At 68.1% G+C, this 26094-nt stretch carries 28 protein-coding genes; 17 read left to right on the top strand and 11 right to left on the bottom strand.

Going from position 1 to position 26094, the window contains the following annotated elements; translation table 11 throughout:
* Positions 1-8: 8 nt before the first annotated feature.
* The gene (locus tag ACQPYH_RS35725) at positions 9-752 is read left to right on the top strand and encodes an ABC-2 family transporter protein (protein WP_432880667.1); all 744 of its coding nucleotides are present in this window, start codon (positions 9-11) and stop codon (positions 750-752) included.
* A 151-nt stretch (positions 753-903) separates the two neighbouring features.
* Positions 904-1629 (top strand): class I SAM-dependent methyltransferase, encoded by a 726-nt coding sequence (locus tag ACQPYH_RS35720; RefSeq protein WP_432880665.1) that lies wholly within the window; start codon positions 904-906, stop codon positions 1627-1629.
* Here ACQPYH_RS35720 and ACQPYH_RS35715 read toward each other — a convergent pair.
* Both ACQPYH_RS35715 and ACQPYH_RS35710 read right to left on the bottom strand, forming a co-directional pair.
* On the bottom strand, positions 1616-2503 hold the full coding sequence (locus tag ACQPYH_RS35715; RefSeq protein WP_432894564.1) for an aminoglycoside phosphotransferase family protein: 888 nt from the start codon (positions 2501-2503) through the stop codon (positions 1616-1618). The two genes, ACQPYH_RS35720 and ACQPYH_RS35715, sit on opposite strands and share 14 nt — an antisense overlap.
* Before the next feature lie 85 nt (positions 2504-2588).
* Positions 2589-3239 carry a LysE family translocator gene (locus ACQPYH_RS35710; RefSeq protein WP_432880662.1) on the bottom strand — a complete coding sequence of 217 codons (651 nt, stop codon included), beginning with the start codon at positions 3237-3239 and terminating at the stop codon, positions 2589-2591.
* Between the two features lie 157 nt (positions 3240-3396).
* On the opposite strand from ACQPYH_RS35710, the gene ACQPYH_RS35705 reads away from it, so the two are divergent.
* The 8 genes from ACQPYH_RS35705 (at position 3397) to ACQPYH_RS35670 (ending at position 10019) form a co-directional block, all read left to right on the top strand.
* Complete coding sequence (locus ACQPYH_RS35705; protein ID WP_157997005.1) at positions 3397-3573, top strand: DUF5302 domain-containing protein; 177 nt, start codon at positions 3397-3399, stop codon at positions 3571-3573.
* A 105-nt stretch (positions 3574-3678) separates the two neighbouring features.
* Positions 3679-4380 carry a GntR family transcriptional regulator gene (locus tag ACQPYH_RS35700; RefSeq protein WP_432880659.1) on the top strand — a complete coding sequence of 234 codons (702 nt, stop codon included), beginning with the start codon at positions 3679-3681 and terminating at the stop codon, positions 4378-4380.
* A gap of 197 nt (positions 4381-4577) precedes the next feature.
* Positions 4578-5663 (top strand): TIGR03364 family FAD-dependent oxidoreductase, encoded by a 1086-nt coding sequence (locus ACQPYH_RS35695; protein ID WP_432880656.1) that lies wholly within the window; start codon positions 4578-4580, stop codon positions 5661-5663.
* Entirely contained in the window at positions 5660-6337 is a 678-nt protein-coding gene (locus ACQPYH_RS35690) for a phosphonatase-like hydrolase (protein WP_432880654.1), read from the top strand. Before ACQPYH_RS35695 ends, ACQPYH_RS35690 begins: the two co-directional genes overlap by 4 nt.
* Positions 6334-7368, top strand: a complete 1035-nt coding sequence (locus tag ACQPYH_RS35685) for a 2-aminoethylphosphonate ABC transporter substrate-binding protein (protein ID WP_432880652.1) — start codon at positions 6334-6336, stop codon at positions 7366-7368. Before ACQPYH_RS35690 ends, ACQPYH_RS35685 begins: the two co-directional genes overlap by 4 nt.
* Positions 7365-8429, top strand: coding sequence for an ABC transporter ATP-binding protein (locus ACQPYH_RS35680; RefSeq protein ID WP_432880650.1), 1065 nt, complete (start codon positions 7365-7367; stop codon positions 8427-8429). The genes ACQPYH_RS35685 and ACQPYH_RS35680 overlap by 4 nt, the downstream gene beginning before the upstream one ends.
* Complete coding sequence (locus ACQPYH_RS35675) at positions 8429-9244, top strand: 2-aminoethylphosphonate ABC transporter permease subunit (RefSeq protein ID WP_432880648.1); 816 nt, start codon at positions 8429-8431, stop codon at positions 9242-9244. The genes ACQPYH_RS35680 and ACQPYH_RS35675 overlap by 1 nt, the downstream gene beginning before the upstream one ends.
* Entirely contained in the window at positions 9228-10019 is a 792-nt protein-coding gene (locus ACQPYH_RS35670) for an ABC transporter permease (RefSeq protein ID WP_432880645.1), read from the top strand. Before ACQPYH_RS35675 ends, ACQPYH_RS35670 begins: the two co-directional genes overlap by 17 nt.
* 54 nt (positions 10020-10073) lie before the next feature.
* On the opposite strand, the gene ACQPYH_RS35665 is transcribed toward ACQPYH_RS35670, so the two are convergent.
* From ACQPYH_RS35665 to ACQPYH_RS35655, 3 genes are read right to left on the bottom strand one after another with little or no spacing between them, the layout of a single operon-like run.
* Positions 10074-10496 (bottom strand): SRPBCC family protein, encoded by a 423-nt coding sequence (locus ACQPYH_RS35665; protein ID WP_432880642.1) that lies wholly within the window; start codon positions 10494-10496, stop codon positions 10074-10076.
* Positions 10486-10812, bottom strand: coding sequence for an ArsR/SmtB family transcription factor (locus tag ACQPYH_RS35660; RefSeq protein ID WP_432880639.1), 327 nt, complete (start codon positions 10810-10812; stop codon positions 10486-10488). The genes ACQPYH_RS35665 and ACQPYH_RS35660 overlap by 11 nt, the downstream gene beginning before the upstream one ends.
* Positions 10813-10836: 24 nt before the next feature.
* Positions 10837-11901 (bottom strand): class I SAM-dependent methyltransferase, encoded by a 1065-nt coding sequence (locus tag ACQPYH_RS35655; RefSeq protein WP_432880636.1) that lies wholly within the window; start codon positions 11899-11901, stop codon positions 10837-10839.
* A gap of 96 nt (positions 11902-11997) precedes the next feature.
* On the opposite strand from ACQPYH_RS35655, the gene ACQPYH_RS35650 reads away from it, so the two are divergent.
* The 4 genes from ACQPYH_RS35650 (at position 11998) to ACQPYH_RS35635 (ending at position 17852) form a co-directional block, all read left to right on the top strand.
* A complete protein-coding gene (locus ACQPYH_RS35650) occupies positions 11998-14688 on the top strand; it encodes a helix-turn-helix transcriptional regulator (RefSeq protein WP_432880634.1) in 2691 nt (896 codons plus the stop codon).
* Positions 14689-14698: 10 nt separating this feature from the next.
* Positions 14699-15880, top strand: coding sequence for a cytochrome P450 family protein (locus tag ACQPYH_RS35645; protein ID WP_432880632.1), 1182 nt, complete (start codon positions 14699-14701; stop codon positions 15878-15880).
* Positions 15881-15977: 97 nt separating this feature from the next.
* Complete coding sequence (locus tag ACQPYH_RS35640) at positions 15978-16607, top strand: DedA family protein (protein ID WP_432880630.1); 630 nt, start codon at positions 15978-15980, stop codon at positions 16605-16607.
* 78 nt (positions 16608-16685) lie between these two features.
* On the top strand, positions 16686-17852 hold the full coding sequence (locus tag ACQPYH_RS35635) for a hypothetical protein (RefSeq protein WP_432880628.1): 1167 nt from the start codon (positions 16686-16688) through the stop codon (positions 17850-17852).
* Here ACQPYH_RS35635 and ACQPYH_RS35630 read toward each other — a convergent pair.
* Positions 17847-18671 carry an acyltransferase domain-containing protein gene (locus tag ACQPYH_RS35630; protein WP_432880626.1) on the bottom strand — a complete coding sequence of 275 codons (825 nt, stop codon included), beginning with the start codon at positions 18669-18671 and terminating at the stop codon, positions 17847-17849. The two genes, ACQPYH_RS35635 and ACQPYH_RS35630, sit on opposite strands and share 6 nt — an antisense overlap.
* Before the next feature lie 150 nt (positions 18672-18821).
* Here ACQPYH_RS35630 and ACQPYH_RS35625 point away from each other — a divergent pair, with 150 nt between their 5' ends.
* The 3 genes from ACQPYH_RS35625 to ACQPYH_RS35615 all read left to right on the top strand — a co-directional run bounded on the left by ACQPYH_RS35625 (position 18822) and on the right by ACQPYH_RS35615 (position 20805).
* Positions 18822-19655 carry a helix-turn-helix domain-containing protein gene (locus tag ACQPYH_RS35625; protein WP_432880624.1) on the top strand — a complete coding sequence of 278 codons (834 nt, stop codon included), beginning with the start codon at positions 18822-18824 and terminating at the stop codon, positions 19653-19655.
* Between the two features lie 11 nt (positions 19656-19666).
* On the top strand, positions 19667-20032 hold the full coding sequence (locus ACQPYH_RS35620; protein ID WP_432880621.1) for a VOC family protein: 366 nt from the start codon (positions 19667-19669) through the stop codon (positions 20030-20032).
* Positions 20033-20181: 149 nt separating this feature from the next.
* Positions 20182-20805, top strand: coding sequence for a bleomycin resistance protein (locus ACQPYH_RS35615; protein ID WP_432880619.1), 624 nt, complete (start codon positions 20182-20184; stop codon positions 20803-20805).
* 415 nt (positions 20806-21220) lie between these two features.
* Here ACQPYH_RS35615 and ACQPYH_RS35610 read toward each other — a convergent pair whose 3' ends face one another.
* The 5 genes from ACQPYH_RS35610 to ACQPYH_RS35590 all read right to left on the bottom strand — a co-directional run bounded on the left by ACQPYH_RS35610 (position 21221) and on the right by ACQPYH_RS35590 (position 26043).
* A complete protein-coding gene (locus tag ACQPYH_RS35610) occupies positions 21221-22270 on the bottom strand; it encodes a WD40/YVTN/BNR-like repeat-containing protein (RefSeq protein WP_432880616.1) in 1050 nt (349 codons plus the stop codon).
* A gap of 76 nt (positions 22271-22346) precedes the next feature.
* Positions 22347-22634 carry a 4a-hydroxytetrahydrobiopterin dehydratase gene (locus ACQPYH_RS35605; RefSeq protein ID WP_130440185.1) on the bottom strand — a complete coding sequence of 96 codons (288 nt, stop codon included), beginning with the start codon at positions 22632-22634 and terminating at the stop codon, positions 22347-22349.
* Positions 22635-22655: 21 nt separating this feature from the next.
* Positions 22656-24041, bottom strand: a complete 1386-nt coding sequence (locus ACQPYH_RS35600; protein WP_432880613.1) for an MFS transporter — start codon at positions 24039-24041, stop codon at positions 22656-22658.
* Between the two features lie 29 nt (positions 24042-24070).
* Complete coding sequence (locus tag ACQPYH_RS35595; protein WP_432880610.1) at positions 24071-25726, bottom strand: ABC1 kinase family protein; 1656 nt, start codon at positions 25724-25726, stop codon at positions 24071-24073.
* Positions 25723-26043: a hypothetical protein gene (locus tag ACQPYH_RS35590; RefSeq protein WP_432880608.1), complete on the bottom strand. Its 321-nt coding sequence runs from the start codon at positions 26041-26043 to the stop codon at positions 25723-25725. The genes ACQPYH_RS35595 and ACQPYH_RS35590 overlap by 4 nt, the downstream gene beginning before the upstream one ends.
* Positions 26044-26094: the final 51 nt, after the last annotated feature.

Below are 26094 nucleotides of genomic sequence, written 5' to 3'. Positions count from 1 at the left end.
GTTTTTCTATGGCGCTGCGGCGGAGCGTGGCGTTCCGGGTCAACCTGGTGTTCGACGTGCTGCTGGCCTTTACCGGCCTTGGTACGGCGGTGGCGGCTGTGCTGATCGTTTTCACGCGGGCGGACAGCCTGGCGGGGTGGTCGAAGGCCGAGTTCCTGGTGCTGATCGGGACGTACCAGCTGATCACCGGACTGCGGGGGACGTTCATCGATCCGAACCTGTCGTGGTTCCCGGAGACCGGCATCCGGAACGGAAAGCTCGACGGGTATTTGTTGCAGCCGGCATCGAGTCTGTTCCTGGCCAGCCTGTCGTTGTCCTCGCCGCTCGCACTGATCCAGTTCGTGCTGGGCCTCGGGGTGCTCGGGTGGGGGATCGCTGGTCAGTCGCCGAGCGTCGCCGGGGTGCTCAGTTGGCTGGTGCTCGTCGTGGCAGGGCTGGTCGTCACGTGGGCGTTGAGCGTGCTGCTCGCATGCCTCGCGTTCTGGGCGCCGAAGCTCCAGCTGGACGTGTTCTTCCACTCCGCGTGGCAGCTGGGCCGCTACCCGACCGACGTCTTCGCGCGCCCGATCCGCGTCATCCTCACGTACGTGTTCCCGATGGCGCTGATCGCCTCGGTCCCGTCAGCCGCGCTGCTGCGCGGGCCGCGGATGGGAGTGCTGGTGGGTGGGGTGCTGGCGGCCGGCGGCGCGGCTGCGTTGGCGGCGCTGGCATGGCGACGTGGGTTGCGGCGATATACCGGTGCGACGTCGTGAGCGTGCGTAACGACAGGTAGTAGTCCCTCGCCGGCCGTGATTCTGCCGGCGCTCAGGCGTGGGCTGGCCTATACGTACATATCTACGTCCTGTCGCTAGGTACGCGAAATGCGCTCGCCGGGCTGCGGTTGGTCGGGTTAGCGTCGCGGGCATGGTTGATGCTTTGTTCGGGGTGCCTCGGTTGGTGGAGATTTATGACTCGCTGGATGCGGGGCGGGGGGATCTGGAGCATTACGTCGCGATGGTGGAGGAGTTCGGGGCGCGGCAAGTGCTGGATGTGGGGTGTGGGACAGGGGAGTTGTCCTGCTGGCTGGCTCGGATTGGCGTGGATGTTGTCGGAGTAGATCCGGCGGAGGCCTCGTTGGAGGTTGCTCGGGGCAAGGAGTTTGCGGACCGGGTGCGGTGGATCCATGGGGATGCGACGACGTTGCCGCCGCTGCAGGTGGATCTTGCGGTGATGACGGGGAATGTGGCGCAGGTGTTCCTGACGGATGAGGAGTGGTCGGCGACGCTGGACGGCGTACATGCGGCGTTGAAGCCGGACGGGCGGTTCGTGTTCGAGACGCGGGATCCGGCGCGGCGGCAGTGGGAGGAGTGGACGCCGGAGCCCACGCATCAGGTGCAGCCGGTCCCGGGCGGTGGGACGGTGGAGTTCTGGAGCGAGCTGGTCAGCGTCGACCTGCCGTTCGTGACGTTCCGGGGTACGTACGCGTTCTCGGCGGATGGCGCCGTACTCACGTCGGAGTCGACGTTGCGGTTCCGGGAGCGGGGCGAGGTCGAGGATTCGCTGGCTGCGGCCGGGTTCGCGGTGGACGACGTACGCGAGGCCCCGGACCGGCCGGGCAAGGAGTGGGTCTTCGTGGCTAGGCGGCAGTGAGAAGCGCGGTCAGGGTGCGGTGGGCGGTACGGGACATGACCGGGTTGGTTTCGACGTAGTACCAGAGGCAGCCGATGGCCTGCGCGAACGACCAGCCCATCCCGCGACGCCATTCGTCGTCGTCACTGCCGAGCGCGCTACGGAAGGCTGCGCGTGCGGGCGGGTCGAGCAGGTTCCACGCGGGCTGGAGATCCATCGCGGGGTCGGAGACGGTGAACGTGCCGACATCGATCACGCCCGCGAGTCGGCCGTCGCGAACGAGCAGGTTGCCCGGCATGAGATCGCGATGGGTCCAGGTGTCCGGCTCGGTGCGCGGCGTCGTACGGAGGTCGGCCCACAACCGGGCGAGTCCGTCGACGTCGATCATGCCGCGGCTGCGCTCCAGCCCGTCCGCGACGTACTCGTCCTGTGAGGTCAGTACGCCGCCTCGCCACGAGCCGGTGAACACGCGCCCCTCGGTCGGCTCCGCGCGCAACGCCAGCACGAATCGCGCCAGGTCCTCGGCGAACGCGGTCGATCCGGCTACGTCGGCGTCGTACGCGATCGTCCCGTCGATCCAGCTGTAAACGCTCCAGGGCTGCGGATAGTCGAGGCCCGGCGCCCCGATCGCAACGGGCTCAGGAGTCGGGTACGGCGAGATGCGCCGCAACCGCCGCGCTGCATCGGCCTCGTCCTCGAGCTCAGCTCGCACCGCCGCGACGTCACCGGGCAGGATCGGGAACCGCGCCACGAGGTCGTCGCCGATCCGGAAGAGCGCGTTGACCGTCCCGTGGGACGACACCGAGCGGACCGCGAGCCCGCTCCACTCCGGAAACTGTTCGCGCACCAGTCCCTCGACCAGCTCGACCGTCACGCTCAGTTGACCCGCGTGCATCACCACGCGCAGCAGTATCCGGGACGCATCCTGCTACTGCACATCAATTAGCAAGGCCCTCCACTCGCGCGATCGCGGACCGTTCTCAGTGCGAGGCGAGGGGGCGGGCGCGATCGGTGGCCAGGCGGACGGCGAAGACGGCGAGGGCGGTGCCCGTGACATACCGGTGGATGCGCATCCAGGTCGGGCGGCTGGAGAGGAACACGGCGACGGAACCGGCGGTGATGACGAAGACGGCGTTCATGACGACACCGACCGTGAGCTGCGTGAGGCCGAGGACCAGGCTCTGCAGACCGAGATGACCGCGGGACGGGTCGAGGAACTGCGGGAGCAGCGAGATGTAGAGAATCGCGATCTTCGGGTTGAGCAGGCAGGTCAGCAGGCCCATACCGAACAGCTTGCGAGGGCGGTCGGGCTCCAGCTCCTGCGTGGCGAAGACCGACGCACCGCCGGGGCGGAGCGCGTTCCAGGCGAGCCACAGCAGGTAGGCCGCGCCGGCGAGCTTCAGCGTCAGGTAGATCTCGGGGACGAGAGCGAACAGCGTGGCGAGACCGGCGCTCGCGGCGAGCAGGTACACGAGGAAGCCGATGCCGACCCCGGCGAGCGAGATCAGGCCGGCGCGACGGCCCTGGGCGATCGAGCGGGACACGAGGTAGATCATGTTCGGCCCGGGCACGATCACCAGGCCGAGCTCGACCAGCGCGATCCCCAGCAGTGCCTCGTTGCTCACCAGCATTCCGTGTCCCTCCGTCGGCGTACCGAGAACTTAACAGCGCCGCTCTGACCGCAGCCGGGGTTTTCCACAGGTGAGATCACCGGTATTCCACTCGCGATTCGTCTTCACCCTCGGTTAGCGTGGGTGCGTACGCCTGACGGTTTGTGAAGGAGACGGTATGAGCGACAAGTCCAGCGAGCCGGCGGACGATCTGCAGAAGAAGTTCCGGGACGCGCTCGAGAAGAAGAACGCCGGGAAGCACACGCATCCGGGATCCGGAGTGCGTGGGCAGGGCGTCGGCGACGCGCACAACGACAAGCAGAAGCGCCAGTTCAGGCGCAAGTCCGGCAGCTGAGTTCCGCCAACTGTCCATCCATCCGCATGAGCCCCGGGTTACCGCCCGGGGCTCGACTTTTGTTGCGGCCGAAAGTGGAGCCTGGGCTCGACTAGAGTCGGTTGGGTGAGCGTTCCGCTGCATTTCGTGGTGAAGACCCGGCTGGTTGAAGTGGTCGAGGGCCTGGGCGAGGGTGCGGCGTTGCCGCCGGAGCGGGTGCTTGCGAAGGAGTTCGGGGTCTCCCGGTGGACGATGCGGCAGGCGATCCGGGAGCTGATCGCGGACGGGCGGCTGCGGGCTCGGCAGGGGCAGGGCACGTTCGTCGCGACGCCGAAGCTCGTGCAGCCGCTCGCGCTGGTGAGCTACACGGAGGCGCTCCGGGCACAGGGTCACACGCCGGCGCGTGAGGTCGTGGACTTCGATGAGCTCGCCGCCGACGCCGTACTCGCGGAGAAGCTCGACATCGCCGAGGGCGAGCCGGTGCACCGCCTGGAGCGGGTGCTGTTCGCGGACGGGCAGCCGATCGGGCTCGAGACGACGTACCTCGCTGTCGAGCGCTTCCCGACCTTGAAAGAGGTGCTGGACCCGACCGGCTCGCTGTACCGGTGCCTGACCGATCAGCTCGGGGTTCGCTTCGGCGAAGGAGAGGAACTGGTCGAGACCGTCATCGCCACCCCTCGCGAGGCCGAGCTCCTGAAGGCCACCCAGTCCCTCCCCATGCTCCTGCTCCACCGCACCAGCCGGGACACCACCGGCCGCCCCATCGAGGCTGTCCGCTCCCTCTACCGGGGCGACCGAGTCGGTTTCCGGGCCACCCTGCGCCCCTAGCGCCGCGATGCGGATCCCCAGGCCATCACAATCGCGGCGGCCGGGCGACGGCACGCGGTTGGGGCGGCGAGCCTGGCCGATTGTGATGGCCTGGGGATCCGCACAACTGTTCGCCGCGGGTTCACCCCGCGGTCGACCCGTTCGCACGTCCTCTTCATTGGTCCGGACCAATCTGTGGTCCGACGAGAGGAGCAGGTGTGCGGGTGGTTGTGGTCGGTGGAGGTGTCCTGGGCACGTTCCACGCCTGGGAAGCGGTACGGCGGGGCCACGAGGTGGTCCAGGTCGAGCGCGAGCTTGAGGCCCGTGGCGCCAGCGTGCGGAACTTCGGGCTGGTCTGGGTCAGCGGGCGTGCCGACGGCGCCGAGGTGGAGTTGGCACAGCGCGCGCGGGATCTGTGGGCGGACCTGCCGGGGATCGGCGTACGGACGGCCGGCTCGCTGACCGTCTGCCGGAGCGAGGCCGAGTTGGCGGTTGCCAAGGAGGCGGCGGCCCGGCCGGATGCGGCGGCGCGCGGGTTTCAGGTGCTCGACGCGGAGCAGACCCGGGACCGCAACCCGGCGTTGAAGGGTGACCTGCAAGGTGCGCTGTGGTGCGCGCGGGATGCGATCGTCGAGCCGCGTGAGGTGTTGCCGGCGCTGCGTACCGAGCTGACGAAGTCGAACCGCTACCAGTTCCTCGGGGGCCGGGAAGTGCGCACCGTTCAGGACGGCCGGATCGTCGACGATCACGGTGAGACGCATGGGGGTGACCTCGTCTTCCTGTGCACCGGCGCGTGGCACAGCGGGTTGATCCGCGAGCTCACCGACGACCTGCCGGTACGCCGGGTGCGCCTGCAGATGATGCAGACTGCGCCGCTCGACGACGTACTCACCACTGCGGTCGCCGACGGGGACAGCTTCCGGTACTACCCGGCGTACAAGGCCGATGATCTGCCGCCGCAGGCTCCGATTGCCGAGCAGCAGAAGATGCAGCTGTTGATGGTCCAGCGCGCGCATGGCGGGCTGACCATTGGTGACACCCATGAGTACGACGAGCCGTTCTCGTTCGATGTGCGCAGTGAGCCGTACGAGTACCTGCGCGAGACGGTCGAAAGCATTCTCGGGCGCGAGCTGCCGGCGATTACCCAGCGATGGGCAGGGGTGTACTCGCAGGCGACCAGCGGCGAGGTGGTCGTGCGGCGGAAGGTTGCCGACGGCGTGCATTTGGTGACCGGACCGGGCGGGCGCGGGATGACGATGTCGCCGGCGATCGCCGAGGCAAGTTTCGAAGGGATCGGCGCATGATCCAGCTCGCAGTACTCGACATGGCTGGTACGACGGTTGCCGACGACGGGCTGGTGGAGCAGGCGTTCACCGCCGCGATCGGTGCCCAGGGCATCGAGCCCGGCACACCGGAGTACGAGCGGATGATCGCGCATGTCCGCGCGACGATGGGCGAGTCGAAGATCACCGTCTTCCGTGCGCTGCTCGATCGCGAGGAGGCGGCGCAGGAAGCGAACCAGGCGTTCGAAGATGCCTACAGCAACCTGATCGACGGGCTGAAGCCGATCGACGGCGCCGAAGATGCGATCCGGCAACTCAAGGACGCCGGCATCAAGGTCTGCCTGACCACCGGTTTCTCCGAGACCACTCAACACCGAATCCTGACCGCACTCGGCTGGCAGACGCTGGCCGATCTCACTCTCTGTCCGGCTCAGGCGGGCCGTGGCAGACCGTATCCGGACATGGTGCTCAAGGCGCTGCTCGAGCTGAAGGCCGACAGCGTGGCGAACGTGGCCGTGGCCGGCGATACCGCCTACGACATGACGACGGGGATCCGGGCCGGCGCCGGGATCGTCGCCGGCGTCCTGACAGGTGCCCACGGCAAACAACAGCTTGACGCCGCGGGCGCGACGCACGTACTCGAGTCGGTCCGGGAACTGCCCGGCCTGCTCCTCGATCGAAAGCTGGAGAAGTGAAGGCACTCAAGACCCTGCTCGCTGCCACCCTGTTGCTGACGGCAACCATCAACCTGACAGCTTGTGGCGGGACCGGAGCCGCCGCCACCGGCGACGGCGCCAAGAAGACTGTCACCGTGTACACCGCCGACGGCTTGGCCGACTGGTACAAGACCCGGTTCGATGCGTTCACCCAGAAGACCGGGATCAAGGTCCAGACCGTCGAGGCCGGCTCCGGCGAGGTGGTCTCGCGGATGCAGAAGGAGAAGTCGAACCCCCAGGCCGACGTCCTCGTGACGCTGCCGCCGTTCATCCAGAAGGCGTCGCAGGACGGCCTGCTGCAGAAGTACGACGTACCCGGCGCCGATCACGTGAAGGGCGTCAAGGCCGACGACTACGTCACCGTCGTCGACAACTACCTGTGCTTCATCGCGAACCAGCAGGCGGGTACGCCGAAGACGTTCGACGATCTGCTCGACCCGAAGTTCAAGGGCAAGCTGCAGTACTCGACGCCGGGTCAGGCCGGTGACGGCACCGCCGTACTGTTGCTGCTTCAGCACGTGCTCGGCAAGCAGGGTGCGCTCGACTACCTGAAGAAGCTCGAGCCGAACAACGTCGGCCCGTCCGCGTCGACCGGCAAACTGCAGCCGAAGGTCAGCAAGGGCGAGCTGCTGGTCGCGAACGGCGACGTACAGATGAACGCGGCGTCGATCGCGAACGACAAGTCGGCGTTCAGCATTTTCTTTCCGGCGGGTGCGGACGGGAAGAAGACCACGCTCGCGCTGCCGTACGTGATGGGTCTCGGGGCTGGTGCGCCGAACGTCGATGGCGGGAAGCAGTTGATGGATTACCTGCTCTCGACCGACGCGCAGCAGACGATCTCGAAGGACGCGTTCGGGGTGCCGGCGCGGGACGACGTGAAGCCGACCGACGCGAACTTCCAGACGGTCGAGACGGTGACCAAGGGCGTCGAGGTCTGGCAGCCCGACTGGTCTTCGGTGCTCGCTGATCTTGATGCGGACGTGGCGGCGTACACGAAGGCTGTGGGATGACGGTTCAGCTCGAGGACGTCACGGTTCACTTCGGCCGGACGTGCGCGCTGGAAGGGTTCGACCTGAGCGTCGCGGCCGGTGAAACGGTCGCGCTGCTCGGGCCGTCCGGGTCGGGGAAGTCGACCGCGTTGAAGGCGGTGGCCGGGTTCGTCCGGCCGACGCGCGGGCGGATCCGGCTCGGTGGGAACGACGTCACCGATCTCCCGCCTGCTCGGCGGGGGATCGGGGTGGTCGTGCAGCAGTACGCGCTGTTTCCGCATCTGCGGGTGGCGGACAACGTGGCGTTCGGGCTGCGGGCGGCCCGGAAGCCTGCGAGCGAAGTCCGTAGGCGGGTCGGTGAGATGCTCGAGATGGTCGGGATGACGGCGTACGGCCGGCGTTTCCCGCGGGAGTTGTCGGGTGGGCAGCAGCAGCGGGTTGCTATTGCGCGGGCGCTTGCGATCCAGCCGTCGGTGTTGCTGCTGGACGAGCCGCTTGCGGCGCTTGACGCGCAGTTGCGTGCGGACATGCTCGGTGAGCTGCAGAAGTTGCGTCGGGAGGTGCCGGATATTGCGATCGTTTACGTCACCCACGATCAGTCGGAGGCGTTGGCGCTCGCGGACCGGATCGCGGTGATGCGTGATGCTCGACTTGTCGACATCGCGCCGGCCGCCGAGTTGTACGCCGCTCCGCCGACGGCCTTCACCGCGTCGTTCCTGGGCGGGGCGAATCTGCTGCCTGTGTCGGTGGACGAAGCTGCCGTGAACGTGGCGGGCACCGTAATCCCAGGCCTGAAACCAGCGGATGGGAAGAGCATGCTGTGCATCCGCCCACATGCAATCCGCCTGGAGCCGCCAACGGCCGCTAGCGCGTTGGAGGATGTGGCGAGGTTGGCGGGGCGGGTTGTGGCGGCGCAGTGGCGGGGGGCTTCCAGTCAGGTGAGCTGTCTGGTTGATGGGCTTGCGGACGTGTTGGTTCGGGTTGATGTGCCGGCTGATCGGCGGGTGCCTGAGCTGGGGGCGGCTGTGGTGATGGTGTTGCCGGTTGAGGCGTGCAGTTTGGTGCCGGCGGGGGTTGGCTGATGGCTGTCGAGGCGTTGGGAGCCACCGTTGTCGTGAGCAGTCAGCGGCGGCGGGACGGCAAGTGGCTGTGGGTGTTGCCGCCGTTGCTGGTGATTGCCGTGCTCGTCGTATATCCGCTGGTGCTGGTGGCGATCGAGTCGATCCCCGCGTGGGGTGATGTGGTCGGGTCGGCGGAGTTCTGTGGCGCGCTGGTGCGGACCGTGCAGATCGCCGTGAGCGCGACGGTCGGCTGTCTCATCGTCGGAACGTTCCTCGCGGTGGTGATCAGCTTCGTGCCGTTCCCCGGCGCGCGCGTGGTTGCCGGCCTCGTGGACACGATGCTTGCGTTGCCGTCGTTCCTGGTGGCGTTGTCGTTCACGTTCATCTACGGCACGACCGGGATCCTGCGCGCGGGTGGGTTCCTCACCTCACCGTGGGCCGTCGTACTGGCCGAGGTCACGTTCTACACCCCGTTCGTGATGCGGCCGTTGCTGGCGGCAATGAGCCGGTTGCCGCGGGCACAGCTCGACGTGGCAGCCAGTCTCGGCGCCGGCCCGTGGCGTGTACTGCGCCAGGTCGTGCTCCCCGAAGTACGCCCGGCGCTCGTCGCGGGCGGAAGTCTGACGCTGCTGCTGACGCTGAACGAGTTCGGCATCGTGCTGTTCCTCGGCGCGAAGGGAACGACCACGTTGCCGATGCTCGTCCACACCAAGGGCATCGTGCTGTTCGACTACCCGGGCGCGTGCGTGATCGCGGTCGTCCAGATCGCGTTGTCGCTCGGGATGTACGCCGTACTGCGGATGGCACTGGGAGGTCGTCGTGCTCGTCTGGACTAGAACCGGGAAGGCCATCGTCTGGACCGCGTTCGCCGTGGTGTTCGGGCTGCTCGTCCTGCTGCCGTTCCTGGTGGTGATCGCGGCCGCGTTCGCCGGATCGTGGAACGGCGTACTGCCGTCAGACCCGACCGGCGATCATCTGCGCCAGGCGCTGTCGGGTGACGAGCTGGCCTCGTTGTCGGTGAGCTTGCAGACCGCGTTCATGGGTGGATTGCTCGCGGTGGTCATCGGGACCTGGGGCGCGATGGCTGCCTATGGGTCGCGGTTCGCAAGGGTTGCGGATGCGATGCATCATCTGCCCATCGCGGTGCCGTCGGTGGTGGTCGGGCTCGGGTTGCTGGTCGCGTTCTCACGACAGCCGGTGCTGCTCAACGGGACCAAGTGGATCGTGGTGATCGCACACCTCGTGCTGATGGTTGCCTTCAGCTACGGAACCGTTGCCGCGGCGCTGCAACGAGTTGATCCGTCGTACGCCGATGTCGCCGCGTCGCTCGGCGCCTCGCCGGCGCGCGTGTTGTGGCGGGTCCGGCTGCCGATGCTGCTGCCTGCGATCTCCTCGGCAGCCGGGTTGTCCGTCGCGTTGTCGATGGGTGAGGTCGGGGCCACGATCATGGTGTACCCGGCGTCGTGGCGAACGGTGCCGGTGAGCATTTTCGCGCTGACCGACCGCGGTCAGACGTTCGTCGCCGCGGCCGAGGCAGTCGTGTTGCTGATGGCAACCGTCATCCTGGTCCTGCTGCTGGACCGCCTTCGCGGCCGAGCCGCGGAGCGCTGACCGCCCGCCAGCGCCAGACTGCGGTCCGGCCGGGCTGCGGCGCGGTTGGCGCGGTCAGCTCGTGCTGACGGACTCCAGCAGCTCGGCGAGGCGGGTGAGCTCGGGATCCCAGCCCAGTTGGTGGTTGGCGGCGTCCTCGGCGTTGGCGAAGCCGGTGTGACTGAGGACCATCCGGGTGCCGTCGGCAACCTCGGCCAGATCGACCTCGACCCGGGTCGGCTCGTCTTCGGTGCCGTCCCACTTCCAGCTGAACACCAGCCGGCGCGGCGGCTCGACCTCGAGGTAGCTACCGCGCACCACGTGCGGCCCCATCTCGACGACGTACTCGCCGCCGACCCGGACGTCGGCCTGCACCTTCAAGTCGAGCTTGGGATTCGGGCAGTACCACCGGGCCAGCAGCTCGACGCGCGTCCAGGCGTCGTACACCCGGCCGATCGTTGCCGGAAGCACCCTTTCGATCCGGATCTCAGTGTCCATCGTCGTCCCCTCGCAAGAGTTCTTCCAACCGGTCAACGGTGCTGTTCCAGTACGTCGTGAGGTCGCCGAGCCACTGCTCCACCTCGGACAGTGCTTCCGGCCGGAGCGTGCACACCACCGTCCGCCCGACCCGGCGCCGACGCACCAAACCCGCGTCCACCAGCACGCCGACGTGCTTGGTGATCGCGGGCGGGGTGATCCGGTGCGGCTCGGCGAGCTCGCCCATCGTCGCGTCGCCCCGACTCAGCCGGCTCACGATCGCCAGCCGAGTCGGGTCCGCGAGCGCTCCGAACGTCTTCGCCAACACACCTGACACTTCACCGGATGGTGAACTAATTTGTCAAGGGCGCACCTCGAACACCAGGTTGAACGGCGTCTGCGCCACCGTCCGGAACCGGCTGAACCCGGCCGCCTTGGTCACGTCCTGGATCCGCGCCGGGCCGGCCTGCGTACCGAGCGCGAGCCCCACCGGCTGGGACAACGACGCCGGCGTGCAGAGCAGCGTCGAGAAGCCGTAGTAGGCCCGCCCGACCGGGTTGAGGTTGTCCTCGACGTGGTCGCCCGCCATCGGCTCGACCAGCATCCAGGTGCCGTCGGGTGCCAGCGCCTCCCGTACGTGCCGGGCCGCGCCGACCGGATCGCCCATGTCGTGCAGGGCGTCGAACGTCGTCACCAGGTCGAATCCGGATCCGCTGAACCTGTCGGCCGGTGAGACCTCGAACGACACCCGGTCAGCGACACCTGCCTCCGCCGCACGCAGCCTGGCCGTCTCGATCGATGCCTGGTGGTAGTCCGAGCCGATGAACGTCGACCGCGGGAATGCCTCGGCCATCAGGATCGTCGACGAGCCGTGCCCGCAACCGATGTCGGCCACCGTCGCGCCCTGCTGCAGCTTCTCCACCACGCCGTCGAGCGCGGGAAGCCAGCTGGGCAGCAGATTGGCGTTGTACGACGGCCGGAAGAACCGCTCACACCCGACGTGCACGTCCGACGTGTGCTCGTGCCAGCCGACCCCGGCACCACTGCGCGCCGCCTCGATGGTGTCCGTGGTGTGCTGCAGCGTGCCCAGTGCGATCTGGAAGAACCCAGGCAGGTACGCCGGACTGCTCGGGTCGGTCATGGCGATGGCGTGCTCTGGTGGCAACGTGTAGCGACCGGTACTCGCGTCGTACTCGACGATCCCACCCGCAGCCTGGGCGTTGAGCCACTCGCGGGTGTAGTGCTCGTCGGTGCTGGTCCACTCGGCGAGCTCGGACGGCGTGGCCGGGCCTTGATCACTGAGCGCCTGGTAGTACCCGAGGCGATCACCCATCACCACCAGCGCCGCGTTCAGCGTCGCCCCTACCTCGTCCACAGCCTTGAACACGAAGCCCATCAGCTTGTCGGCGTCAATTGCAACAGTCATTTGCTTTGCCCCTAGTGGTTTTGCGTACCCGAGAGAACGTAGGCAGCGTGGACTCGCCGTCGCATCAGGTGGGGCACCTGGGGCACACTGCGAGACATGCTCATCGGGCGGGACGCGGAGTGCCGGGTGGTCGAGCAGCTGGTCGCGGGGGCGCGGGTCGGAGCCGCTGGGGTGCTGCTCGTCACCGGCGAGCCCGGCATCGGCAAAACCAGCCTGCTGGACGAAGCCGCTGCCATGGCCGGCGGACTGCGCATCCTGCGTGCTCGCGGCGCCGAAGCCGAACGCGAGGTGCCCTTCGCAGCACTGCTCCAACTACTACGACCAGCCCTGTCCAGCCTCGACCGCATCCCCGGTCCACAGCAGTCCGCACTCGCATCCGCGCTGGCGCTCAGGCCTGACACCGGTACTCCGGCGGACCGGTTCGCTGTCGGCGCCGCAACCCTCAGCCTGATCTGCCGGTACGCCGAAGACGCGCCGCTCGCGCTGATCATCGACGACGCACATCTGCTCGACCGACCGTCCGCAGAAGCCTTGCTGTTCGCCGCACGGCGCCTGGTCGCCGATCCGATCGTCATGCTGATCGCAGCCCGTGCGCACGAGCCGCATCCACTTGAGGCTGACCTCCCGAGGCTGCAGCTGGACGGGATCACGCTCGAGGCCGCGCAGCAGCTCGTGCAACACCTGCCGGGCGATCTGGTCGAGCAGCTCTACCAAACCGTCGCAGGCAACCCGCTAGCCCTGCTAGAGCTGGCAGACGACCCGGACCGCTTGCACCGTACGCCGCCCGGCGTGCCGCTCCCGGTGCCGACGATGCTCGCAGAAGCCTTTGTCAGCAGGGCAAACCGACTCAGCTCGGATGCGCGGACCGCACTGCTGGTCTCGGCGATCGACGACTGTGAACTCGGAGCTGTGGCACGCGCCTGCGCACAGCTGGGCGTCGACGTGGCGGTACTCGAGGAGGCCGAATCAGCCGGTCTGGTTGCGATCCGCGACGGCGAGGTCGTCTGGCGGCATCCGCTGGTCCGCTCCGCCATCTACACGAGTGCTGATCCAGCAGAGCGTCGTACTGCGCATGGTGCGGTCGCCCGCACCACACCGGACGAGGACCGGCGTGCCTGGCACCTGTCCGAGGCGGTGCTGGGCGCTGACGATGAGGTGGCGGCCGGACTGGTTGTTGCGGCCGAGCACGCGGCGGCTCGCGGGGCGCATGCGGTCGCTGCGACGGCGTACGAACGTGCTGGGCGACTGAGTCAGGGTCTGCAGGACCGCGCGCTCAGGTTGGTGGCTGCGGGGGAGGCGGCGTGGTCGGCTGGACTTGCGGAGCGGGCAGACGCCTTGCTCGCTGACGCGTTGATGCTGCGGCCGCCGCTGCCGGTGAAGCTCCGGGCGCAGGAGATTCGTGGCGACATCGAAGTGAAGTGTGGCTCGCCGCGGCGGGCCCGCGACATCCTCGTTGCTGCAGCGGCCGAGTGCACGGATCCGGAGGTCGCCACAGGGCTGCTCGCTGATGCTGTCGGGGCGTGCTTTCGCCTGTGTGACGCCGCAGCGGGGCTGGAGGTCGCGCACGAGTTGGATCGCCTCCGGCCGGCACTCGAGCGGCCCGGTCCAAGGATCATGGGGATGTTGGCGAGCGGCGTGGCGAAGGTGCTCGCCGGGGATGGCGGCATGGATCAGATCCGTGCGGCGATCGAGCTGGAGCCGTCGGACGAGCTGGACCGCGACCGCCGCCGTCAGGTCTGGATGGTGATGACCGCGCTGTTCCTCCGCGAGACCGGCACCGGCCGGGCGATGCTGCAGCAGGCGATGCTCGAACGGCGGGAGCAGGTCGCACTCGGGACGCTGCCCGGCCTCCTGTTCGTGCTGGCGCGTGACGACGCGACCACCGACCGCTGGGCCGATGCGGAGACGTCGTACGACGAGGGGATTCGGCTGTCGCGTGAGACCGGGCAGACGACCGAACTGGCGATGAACCTGGCCGGACTGGCGTGGCTGTGGTCGCACGAGGGCAGAGCGGAGTGTCAGGAGCTCGCTGCGGAGTGCCTGCGGATCTGTGCCGAGCACGAGATCCACCTCGGCACGCTGTGGTCCCTGTTTGCTCTGGGCGACCTGGAGTTGGGGCGTGGTGACCCGGCGGCGGCGCTGCCGCAATACGAGCGGCTGGTCGACGTACTGGCGGAGTATGGGTTGAAGGACCCGGACCTGTCGCCGGCGCCGGAGCTGGTTGAGGTCTACCTGCGGTTGGGGCGTGTTGAAGATGCGAAGCGGGTGGCCGACGAGCACTCCGCTCTGGCTGAGGCCAAGGGGCAGCCGTGGTCGTTGGCGCGGGCTGCGCGGGCGCGTGGCGTGGCGGGTGACAGTGAGGACGACTTCCTGCTGGCGCTCAGTCGGCATGAGGTGACGCTGGACGCCTTTGAGCTCGCTAGGACGCGTCTTGCGTACGGCGCGTGGCTGCGGCGGGTACGGCGGCGTGTTGACGCGCGTACGCAGCTCCGGCTCGCGGTGGAGGGTTTTGACGGGCTCGGTGCACTCGGGTGGGCCGACCAGGCCGCTGCGGAGCTCAAGGCGACAGGTGAGACCGCACGGCGTCGCGTGCCGAGCACGGCGGACGATTTGACTCCGCAAGAGCGGCAGATCGCCGTACTGCTCGCAGACGGGCATAGCATCCGGGATGCGGCGGCCCGGCTCTTCTTGAGCCCGAAGACCGTCGAGTACCACCTACGCAAGGTCTACACGAAGCTGGGCATCCACTCCCGCACAGAGCTCGCTGAGCACTTGGGGCGAACGTAGGCTGGCTCGCATGAGGCAGCCGTTCACGGAGACCAGCGGGATCGCCCGGCACTGGGGATTCGAGGATCTAGCGGCGAAAGGACCCGTGCAGCGGCTCATGCTGTTCACCGGCGTCCCGGTCTGCCTGATCACCGGGTACGCCGAGACGCGCGAACTGCTCGCTCATCCGGACGTGGTGCGCTCACCGCTCGACGGGCCGCACCGCGACACGGTCATGGACGACCTGATCAACCGCACCGAGCGGCACATGCTCGGGGCGAACCCGCCGGACCACACCCGGCTGCGCAAGCTGGTCACGGCCGGGTTCACCCGCCGCCGGATCGACGCGCTGGAGCCGCGGATCCGCGAGATCGCGACGGGTCTGCTCGACGAGATGGCCGTCGCCGGCGACCGCGTCGACCTCGTGAACGCGTACAGCTATCCGCTGCCGATCACGGTGATCTGCGAGCTGATCGGGATCCCGCCGGTCCGCCGCGAGGACTTCCGCCAGTGGTCGTCGGTGTTCGTGAACGCGAGCATGCACACCGCCGAGGAGTACGTCGAGGCGACCACGCTGATGCTCGACATCGTCCACGAGCTGATCGTGCAGAAGCAGCAGGCGCCGACCGACGACCTGCTCTCCGGCCTGATCGCGGCCCGCGACGGCGGCGACCGGCTGAGCGAGGACGAACTGACCTCGATGATCTTCCTGCTGCTCGCGGCCGGCCACGAGACCACGGTCAGCCTGATCACCAACGGCGTACACGCGCTGCTGCGGCACCCTGACCAGCTCGAGCTGTTGAAGGCCGAGCCGGACCGGCTGCCGGCGGCGGTCGAGGAGCTGCTCAGGTACGACGGCCCGCTGCAGGCGGCTATTCCGTACATCGCCCAGGCGCCGATCGACATCGCCGGGAGCCGGATCGAGGCCGGTGAGGTGATCGTGTTCGCGCTGTTGCCGGCGAACCGCGACCCGCGGAAGGTCGAGCGACCGGACGAGCTGGACATCACCCGGCCGGACTCCGCGCACCTGGCTTTCGGGCACGGGATCCACCACTGCCTCGGCGCACCGCTGGCCCGCTTGGAAGGCCGGATCGCGCTCGGCATGCTGTTCGAGCGCTTCCCCGACCTCCGCCTGGCCGAGCCGGAACGGGATCCGGTCCGCACGCCCGGCCTGTTGATGAACGCGATCCGCGAACTGCCCGTACAGCTCTGACCACAGCCAGCCGCGCGCCCTGAACATCGGGTGAACCGCAGCTGAATCACACCGGTGGGATTGCGGCGATGTTGGCAAGGGATGGCATCCTTTCCGGGTGACAGAGTTGATGGAGGTCGCGCGACACCTGCTCGGGATCGCGATGGCCTCGCACTGGCTGCTGCTCATCCTGTTCATCGCCGCGGCGGTCGACGCGGTGTTCCCAGTGGTTCCGAGCGAGGGCATGGTCATCACGGCCGGCATGGCCGCGGCCGCCGGCCACCAGAACCTGCCGCTGGTCATTGCGGTCGCGATGGCCGGTTCGGTCATCGGTGAGTCCATCTGCTACTTCCTGGGCCGCGGGTCCGGCCCCGCGCTGCACCGCTGGATGAAGCGCCAGGAGCGCCGACAGCAGGTCTACGACCGGGTCGCGGGCGCCCTGCACTCGCGTGGCGGGCTGATCCTGATGACGGTCCGCTACATCCCCGGCGCGCGGATGGTCGCCACGCTGACCGCGGGCGCGACGCGGTACTCGTTCAAGAAGTTCATCGTGTTCACGTTCTTCGGCGTCACGATCGCCTACACGTACGTCGCGCTGCTCGGTTACTTGGGCGGCGACGCTTTCGCGCACGACCAGTTGAAGGGGCTCGCGTTCAGCCTCGGTCTGGCCGCGACGATCGGTCTGCTCGTCGAGACCTCCCGCCGGATCGCGGTGAAACGCCGCGCGGCGAAGATCACGAGCGCTTAACGATCCCCACCCCGGTTTCTGGCCGGGCGCGTGTCCTGAACCAACCTCGACGGCGTTTCGTGCGTCAGTAGAGCCGTGGTGAGGCCTGGGGTAAACCTCGCGGGCGCTGTGGTTGTTGTCGCGGCGGTCCTGGCCGGGTGTGCCGACGTACCGCTGGAAGGTGCTCCGTCGGCCAGTACGTCCCCCTCGCACAAGCCGAGGCCGAAGCCGACTGCCAAGCCGACGCCGACTCCGGCACCCACTCCGACACCTACGGCGAAGCCGAGCACTCTGCCGGCTGCGGCACCGGTCTTGCGGTCCTTCCCAGCACGCCTGCCGAACGGCAAGCCCCCGCTCTTCGTGGTTGTCTCCTTCGACGGCGCCGGCGACCTAGCCCTCTGGGCGCGTTGGCGCGCGGTAGCGAAGCAGGTCAACGCGCGGATGACGTTCTTCCTCTCCGGCCCGTACCTGTACCCGGGAGATCACCGCACCGACTACAAGCCGCCGTACCACCAGCCTGGCGCCTCCGACATCGGCTGGGGCGACACCGCCAACGTGCTCGGGCGCACGAAGGTACTGCGGGAGGCGATCGCCGAGGGCCACGAGATCGGCACCCACGCGAATGGTCACTTCTGCGGCAAGAACGGCATCGGCCGCTGGACCACCGCCCAATGGACCGCCGAGCTGAGTGCGTTCGACCGGATGGTGCGGACCGGACCGACGCTGACCGCCGGTAAGGCCGTCGTACCGCCGTTCGACCCGTCGACCGTCAAGGGCATGCGGACGCCCTGCCTCGAGGGCAACCGGCCTGCGTACCGGCAGGCAATGGTGCAGCGCGGCATGCTGTACGACGCGTCCGCACCGGGCTACATCAGCTGGCCGAAGAAGCAGAACGGCCTGTGGGACTTCCCGCTCGAGTCAGTGACCCTGGCCGGCACGAGCAAGAAGACTCTGACGATGGACTACAACCTGTGGTTCGCACAGACCCAGGCACGGAAGGCTCCGCTAGCCGAGGCGCCCGCACTGAAGGCGCAGGTGCTTGCGACGTACCAGCAGGCGCTGGCGAAGTCCCGGGCGAGCGGCAACCCGCCGCTGTTCCTCGGCAACCACTTCAACCGCTGGAACAACAGCGTGTACTCAGATGCCTTGACTGACTTCGTCAAACAGACGTGTACGCAGCCCGACGTACGGTGCGTGTCCAACATGGAGTTGGCGAGCTGGCTGGCGAAGTACGGCGTACCGAGTAACCAGAACCGGCCGTCATAGCTTGAGGTAGCCGTAGCCGCTCTGCCAGGTGCCGCCGTCCTTGATGCGACCGACGACGAGGCGCTGCAGGCGGGTGTCCTGCGGGAGCTCGTCCAGGTGGTCGGTGCCGTGGGTGCGGAACGTGAAGAAGATCGCGCTGTCCTGGCTGTCGTTCGGCGTCCCGTACGGCGTGAAGCGGCGGCCGAACTTCACCATGTTCGAGTCCTGCGGCAGGTTGTCGAGCAGGTACGGGTCGATCAACCAGGACCACAGGTTCGCAGTCTTCACCGGGTACTCCGGGAAGTGCCGTGGGAAGAACTCACGCGCCTGCTGGAAGCTGTCGTCGACCAGTTCGGGGGTCAGCGGGCCAGTCTCGGGGATGTGTACGCCGATGATCCATTCGCCCGGCTCGGTGCCCGGGACCGGCTGGTCCTCCGTGACCTGGAACAGCATGTACTGCAGCCGTCCCAGCGTGTAGAGGTTGCCGACCCAGAAGTTCGTCAACCACCAATGCGTCTCCAGGCTGTACTCGCCGTGGGTACGGCGGCTGACCTTGAGCTGCTGTCCGAGGTCGGCCAGCGAGGCCCAGCTGATGTCGTCGGGGATGCCGCGGCCGGAGTGGTACGCGCGGATGTCCGGCACGGTGTCCAGGTACGCCTGGACCGAGTTCCGCCCGTCCTCCGGCATCCGGAACTCCGGCTCACTCCCGAGCTTCCCGATCGCGGCCCGGATCTGGTCGGCCAGGTCCTTCACCACCGCCGCATCCGGCGTGAACGCCTCGGCCGCCTCCCGGTCGGCGTCGGCGAAACCCAGCAGGCGGTACTCCTCGGCAGTCGTCACTTCTCAACGGTAACCGATGTAAACGAGCCAGAGACTTACGATTCGCGTCGTGAACAAAGGAACGAAGAAGAGGGGAACGAGAGGGAGGCTCGGGCGGGGGTTGCGGGTGCGTGATTTCGTGTGGGGTTTGTTGGTGCGAGACGGTGGGGCATGGCTTATGAGCGGTTCTTGCCGGGGGCGCAGCTGCGGGAGGTGATCGACCATGTGTGGTTGGTTGACTCCGAGGCGTTGCCGGAAGTGCGGCGCGAGATTCTGATTCCGAACGGGCGGCCGGGGCTTGCGGTTGCGTTGGGGGATGCGGGGACTCGGCATGACCCGGTGAGTGGGGCCGAGTGGGTGAATGGGGCGGCGGTCTTCGGGGTGATGACTCGGCCGCAGGTGCTTGGGCAGGTTGGTGTGTCGAGTTATGCGGGAGTGGAGTTCACGCCGTGGGGTTTGGCGTCGCTTGGCTTGCCTGCTCTGGTTGACGAGGTACGGCAGCTGGCGGACTGGATGGGGCCGGAGACGACGGCTGGTTTGGTGGCGGAGCTGCGGTCGGAGCCGTTCGGCCAGGCGCGTGCGGACCGGTTGGCGGGCTTTCTCGCGGCGCGTACGACGACCGCAGCCGCCCCGCCGATCGTCGCCGATGCCGTGCAGGCAATCGACGAACTGCGCGGCCAGGTTGCTGTCGCCGACGTCGTACGCCGGTGCGGGACGTCGTACAGCACCTTGTATCGCGTGTTCCGGAAGAACGTCGGAATCGGCCCGAAGCAGTACGCCGAGATCATCCGCTACTACCACTTCGTCGGCGGCCTGCTCGGCGGTCCGGCGGATGCAGCCGCGACGCTCTCGGCGCTGCACGGGTACTACGACCAGGCGCACGCGGCGCGCGACTTCAAGCGCTACACGGGGGTCAGCGCGACGTCGTTCCTCGCCGTACAGAACGGCATCGCCGCGTTGATGCACGGAAGATCCGTCCAAGACGAGCCCGGTCCTGATGCGTGACGATCGGACACATGGGACGCATTGTGCATGTCGAGATCGTTGCCGAGGACCACAATCGGGCCGCGGAGTTCTACAGCAAGGTGTTCGGCTGGCAGGTGGCACCGGCGCCGGTGCCCGACGGGTACCTGCTCGCGGAAACCGGGCCGGGGGAGGGCATCGACGGCGCGATCATGAGCAGCCGGTACCAGTCACAGCCGACAATCGCCTGGATCGAGGTCGATGACCTCGAGGCAACCCTGCAGGCCGCCCGCGACGCAGGCGGCGCTCCGGCCGGCGAGATCCGGGAACTACCCGGCATCGGACGCCTCAGCTACCTACGAGACAGCGAAGGCGTGCTGATCGGCCTCCGTCAAAGCTCTTCCGCCACGCCCGGATAGAGGATCTTCGAGTCGTGCCGTGGGGGTACTGCGAGGCAGTAGGTCCGTGCTAAATTCGTGCGAAAGCGCGAGATCAGTCGGGGCGCAACGGCGCGAGACGCCGAAAGGGCAAGGCCCACCTATTCCAGCTCAACCCTGGGAAGGACGCCATGCCCACACTCGAAACGTACAAGAAGCAAGCCAAGCAACTTCTGCGCTGGCAACGCGACGGCAACCACTCGGTCGGTGGCCGTATCCGCCAGCTGCCGCGATACGGCGATGTGACGGATCACGAATCGCTCGCGCTGGACTTCAAGCTGGCGGAGGCGCAGGAGGTCATTGCGCTCGAGGCGGGCTACGACAGTTGGGCCGCGCTGAGGGCGGCCGTCGATAGCTCGCCACGACCGCCCGAGACTCCGAAGCCTGTCGTGCTCGACGCCGCGCGGCCGGTCCTGTTCGTTCGCGATGTACAGGCGGCCGCCGAGTTCTATCGCGATCGCCTCGGGTTCCGCGTCGACTTTCTGCACGGGCACCCGCCGTTCTATGGCTCGGTGTCGCGCGACGACGCCACCTTGCACTTGCGGTTCGTGCATCAGCCGGTGCTCGCTCCAGACGCCGCGCGCGAGGAAGGGCTCATCATGGCCTTCATCGAAACCAGAAACGTCAAGGAGTTGTACGCCGAGTATCTCGCGGCGGACGTGGAGCTGGCCCAGAAGCTCACCAAACAAGCCTGGGGCGGCACAGACTTCATCGTGCGCGACCCAGACGGCAACACAATCGCCTTCGTCGGCTGACCGAAACCCACAACCCGGCGATCCCGTTCGTCGAATGCGGCCGGCGCCAACACCAGGCAAAGAGCCAATTGACTGGCATCGGCCGCATCCTCCGTCGTCGCTCACGAGGCGCAGGCTCCGCACGATCCTTCAACGTATCGCCGTGATCTGCCTCAGCTGGGCATCCCGCTCGCTCGACCTGCCACCTTGGACCGGAGCCCGCTGGACTGACATCCGCTGACAGAGCTGTCACCGACGCCGGCGGCCACCCGGTCGGCTGGTTCGCCGAGTCGTGGAGAAGGGCCCCGGGCCGGTACGCCGAGTCGTGGACAGCGGCTGCCAAAAATCGCCAGAACCCACGACTCGACGAACCCGACACCGGGTCTGGTGGTGTCTGGGCAGGCTCGGCGCGGGCGTAGGCAGTCTGGGGATCTTGTCAGCGTTCTTCGGCGAGGCCTAGGTAGAGGATCTTTGGGTTGGAGGGGTTGAAGGCGAGGGACGGGATGCCGTCGTTGCGGTTGTGGTGTTTGGTGAGGTCGCCGGTGGAGGGGCGGAAGCGGTACAGGTCGGCGCCGAAGTTCGCGAAGGACGTGCCGTAGCTGAAGTAGATGAGGTCCGGGTCGACCGGCGACGCCCACATCTTGTTGCCGTTGATCAGGTCGGCCCGGCTCTGGTCCAGGACCTCGCGGAACTTCAGTCCGCCGTCGGTCGACTCCCAGATGAACCGCGTCGCCCGGTCCCGGTCGTACCCCTCCATCCACACCTTCGACGGATCGGCCGGCGAGATCGTCAGACTGAACGCATTCACCCGCTCGACGGGCCGCGAGCGGGTCCAGCTGCGCCCGCCGTCGTACGTGACATAGACACCGTCCGACATCACGCCGATGACGATGTGGTCCGGGTTCCGCGGGTCCACGACAGCGTCGTACACGAAGAGATCGTGAGCAGGCAGTACGCCGGTGCGCCGCCACGTCACGCCGTCGTCCGCCGAGTCGTACAGCTGCCCGTCGCCGGCAACGACGCGCAGTCGCCCAGCCCGTGCGTCCAGCGCGGCCAGCCCGCCGCCATCGACCGGTCCGAGCACTGTGCTGACCTGAGACCCGTGCACGCGATGGATCGGCTGGTCGTTGACGCTGTAGATGTACGCCGAATCGCCCGGCCCGGGCTGGACGTCGTACGTGGTGAGGTCGTCAGGCGCCTTGTCGAGCAACTGCCAGCTGCAGCCGGCGTCGCTGGAGCGCTGGATGGACTGCTTGCCGATGGTGATGAGCGTGTTCGGCTCTTGGAGCGCGGCGACCTTCGCGTACGTGACGGCGCGCAGCTTGCCGGTTGTCGGCGCGAGGGTCTCGCCGTCGGACTCGGTGATGGTCACCGAGCCGTCGCCGTACACGGTGTCGCAGTGCGGAGCGTTCCAGAACCAGCCGGGGTCCGCTTGGGATGGAACGAGTGCAAGCAGGACGGTGAGAGCACTACCTAGGGCGGTCATGCCTTAGATTCAAGGCGTTTCCGGGCATGCCGGACCAGCGCTTGTCCTGGCGGACAAGCGTCATGACGGGAACAAGTCAGCCGGCGGCGGTATCGATGTGCCGGGCCAGCACCAGGTCGTCGTCGGTGATGCCGCCGGCGTCGTGGGTGGTGACCCGGAACGTGATCGTGGTGTAGCGGATGTCGATGTCCGGGTGGTGGTTCATCGACTCGGCCAGCTGCGCGACGGTCGCGACCAGCCGGATGCCGTCCAGGAAGGCAGGCGCCTTGACCTCGCGGACCAGTTCCTTGTCCACGACCTTCCACTGCGGCAGGTGGTCGCGGATCGCGAGATCGATCTGGTCGTCGGTCAGAAGCTCAGCCATGCGCTCACTCTAGCCCTGCCCTCAGGCCCGGCGGCAGCGCGGCGCAGCCAGGAAGCCGAGGAGCGCGAGTACGCCGCCGGCGGTGATGATCGAGCCGAAGACCCACGGGTGCGGGTTGTCGGAGTTGAACGCCAGCAGCGTCCCGCTGATGGCCAGTCCGGTCGCGATGCTCATCGTCGCGGCCATCTGGCCGGCGCTGCTGTTGCGGCCGGAGTTGCTGTGGTCTGACAGGTCCAGCGTGAGGACGGACAGGCTGGACGAGCTGAGGCCCATTCCGATGCCCGCGAAGCCCCAGCCGACCAGGCCGATCCAGGTCGTCCCGTCCGTCCACGCCAGCAACGAGGTGACGAGCAGTCCGATTGCCATGAAGGCCAGTCCGGTCCGCAGTACGGTGACTCTCTCGATCCCGTGCTCGCGGCCCTGCAGCCAGGACCCGAACGCCCAGCACACCCCAGTGATCGACAACGTCACACCGGCCTTGGACGGGCTGAAGTGGTGCTGGAGCGTCAGCAACAGCGGGAGGTACGCACCGGAGACGGCGAATGCAGCCCCACCCAATGCGCGTACTGCGACCACGGCCGGGAAGCCACGTCGGGCGACGAACATGCCCACGGGCATCACGCGTACGGCGGCTCGCGCGAGTACGGCGAGCGCCACGACGACCGCCGTACCGCTGATAATCGGATGGGCCTCCAGGTGGTCACCGGCCAGCGTCATGGAGAAGAGCGCGACGGACGCGGCGAGGGCCCAGGGGAGTGCCGCCCGCCACGCCTCGAGCTCGGCGACGTCATCGGCGGTGCGTTCGGGTGCCTCTGCGGTCGCCGACTGGCGCATCGCCGGGCCGAGCAGAAGCCAGCTCGGGACGAGCAGGACGATCGCGCCGAGGAAGACCCAGCGCCAGCCGAACTGCTCGGTGACCACACCGGTCAGCACAGGTCCGAGCACGGACGGCAGGATCCACATCGCGGCGAACAACGAGAACATCCGCGGCCGCAGTACGGCGGGAAGCGCGCGGGCCACGAGCACGACCAGCGAGACGTCGAGCAGCCCCTCGGCCAGGCCGCTGAGCAGGCGGCCGGCGACGACCATCGGCATCGCGGTCGCGGTCCCGACCAGGATCTGGGCGAGTGCGAACGAGATCGCGCCCGCGCGCAGGGTCGGGATCGGTCCGCGGCGGTCGGACCAGAGGCCGGCGATCGCGAGTGAGATCAGGTAGCTCGCGTTCGGCGCCGCGTTCGCGAGACCGAAGCTGCCGAGCGCGTCGAACTCGCGGACCATCGTCGGCAGCGCCGTACCGACCGCACGGTTCTCGAACGCGCCGAGCGTGACCAGACCGATCACGCCGAGCACCAAGGGCAGGTGTTGTCCGGTGAACAGCCTGGGGCGGGACTCAGTGGTGGAGGGCATGAAGGATATGGTCAAAGTTCAAGTTAGGTTTAAGTCAAGTGGCGTGGCAGACGGAAGATCAGCACCAGCACGCGGAGCACGAGGACGGCGCAGATCACCAGCAGGTTGTAGCCGATCAGTTGGTAGAGCGTCATCGACGCCGTGACCTGCGGCCCGCCCGGCGTACCGAGCAGGAGCACGGCCATCAGCCCGGCGGTCGCGCCGAGGATCGCCAGCAAGGCCTGGTGGAGCAGACCGGTGATGTGCCGGCGGTCGCGGTCGTCGGCGAGGAGCCTGACGTTGACGCCGAGCCGTCCGCTCTCCGCAGCGGCCGCGATCCGGTCGATCCGCCGCGGCAGCCGTCGCAACATCGGCAACAGCGTCGCCAGTTCCTCGGTCGCCGTACGGCGTAGCGCGTCCGGGGCAAGGCGATCCGTGACGTGGGCCGCCGCAAACTGACGCGACGCGGCAACCAAATCGAATCCGGGGGAGATGCGCGAGATCGTGCCCTCGATCGTCGCCAGCGCACGGAACACGGCGGCGACCTCAGGCGGTACGCCGAGATCGTGCGACGTGATGATCTTGAACAGGTCATTGAACATGGCCGGCCCGAGCGTGACCCCGGCCGCGAGGTGCCGAGTCATGAACTGGCCGACAGCCCGCTCGAGAGCGCGTTCGTCGATGACGTCGGGGCGGGAGACGATCTCGAGCAAAGCATCGGTCGCGGAGACCGGATCGCCGTGGTCGATCGCCAGCAGGAAGCGCTGCAAGGCGTCGCGGGTAGCGGGGTCGAGGCGGCCGACCGAACCGAGGTCGAGCATGCCGATCCGACCGTCCGTGAGCAGCAGGAAGTTGCCAGGGTGCGGGTCGGCGTGGAAGACGCCGTCGATCGCGACCTGCCCGAGCAGGCAGTCGAAGAGCGAGCGTCCGAGGCGGACCGGATCGAGGCCCCGGTCGGCGATCGCCTGCCGCGCCTTGCCGAGGCCTATACCGTCCAGGCGCTCCATCGTGAGGACGCGCCGGGTCAACTGGTCCGGGTACAGCTGCGGTACGACGAGGTCGTTGCTGGAAGCAACGGAACGACCGGCGGCGACCGTGGTCATGTTGCCGGCCTCGACAGTGAAGTCGAGCTCCTCGCGCATCGCGTCGGCGAACCCGTCGGCGAGAGCGCGGACGCCCATCGAGCGGCCCCAGTCGGTGTTCCGCTCGAGCAGGCGGGCGAGGCGGCGGACGATGTCGAGATCCCGGTCGACGACGCCGGCGATACCAGGGCGCTGGACCTTGACCACAACCCGCGGGCCGTCGGGCAGGCGTGCCGTGTAGACCTGCGCGACCGAGGCGGCGGCGAGTGGCTCGCTGTCGAAGTCGGCGTACACCTGGCGGGGCGGGGCGCCGAGCTCTTCGGTGAGGACCTGCTCGATCTCCGGCCAGGGAGCGGGGGAGACCTGGTCCTGAAGCCGGCTGAGCTCGGTGGCAACTGCGCTGGGAATGATGTCGCTGCGGGTGGAGAGCACCTGGCCGAGCTTCACGAACGTGACGCCGGCCTCGTCGAGCGCGAGCCGCAGCGAGCGCGCCAGGTCGGCCTGGCCCGCGGCGTTCTCCCGACCTGGGCGACGCCGGCCGCGGAGGTACGGTCCGAGGCCGTGCTTGATCGCGATCCGGAGGATCTGCAGGTACCGCCGGGTGCGGGCGATCCGGCCGCTCACATCCCGGCGCAGATCGCGGGCCCGAGGCAACGACCCGGTCGGCACAGCGCTTCGGCCAGAACCAGGAACACCAGCCCGGCCAGCATCGAGAACAGCGTCGTCAGCACCAGGAACGCGATCGCCACGCCGTTCGACCCGGTGTACGGCGGTTTGCCGACCAGCGCGTTGGCGATCGGGCTGAACAGGCTCAGCGTGATCGCGGCGGCCAGCACCATCCGCACCACCCCGAACCGCACGCCCAGCAACCGCTGCGCGACCGGCACGAAGATCACCAGGAACACACCCAGGCTGAACAAGCCCCCGACCACAACGTCCATGTCCGGAACGATAGGGGCTGGACCAGGGCGCCCGGTTCCCCCACACGGGGG

The organism is Kribbella sp. CA-245084 (genome assembly GCF_050942355.1).
In the GTDB taxonomy this organism is placed as follows: Bacteria; Actinomycetota; Actinomycetes; order Propionibacteriales; family Kribbellaceae; genus Kribbella.
Note: the sequence above shows the minus strand (reverse complement) of the source record. Positions and strands in the feature narration are given on the sequence as shown.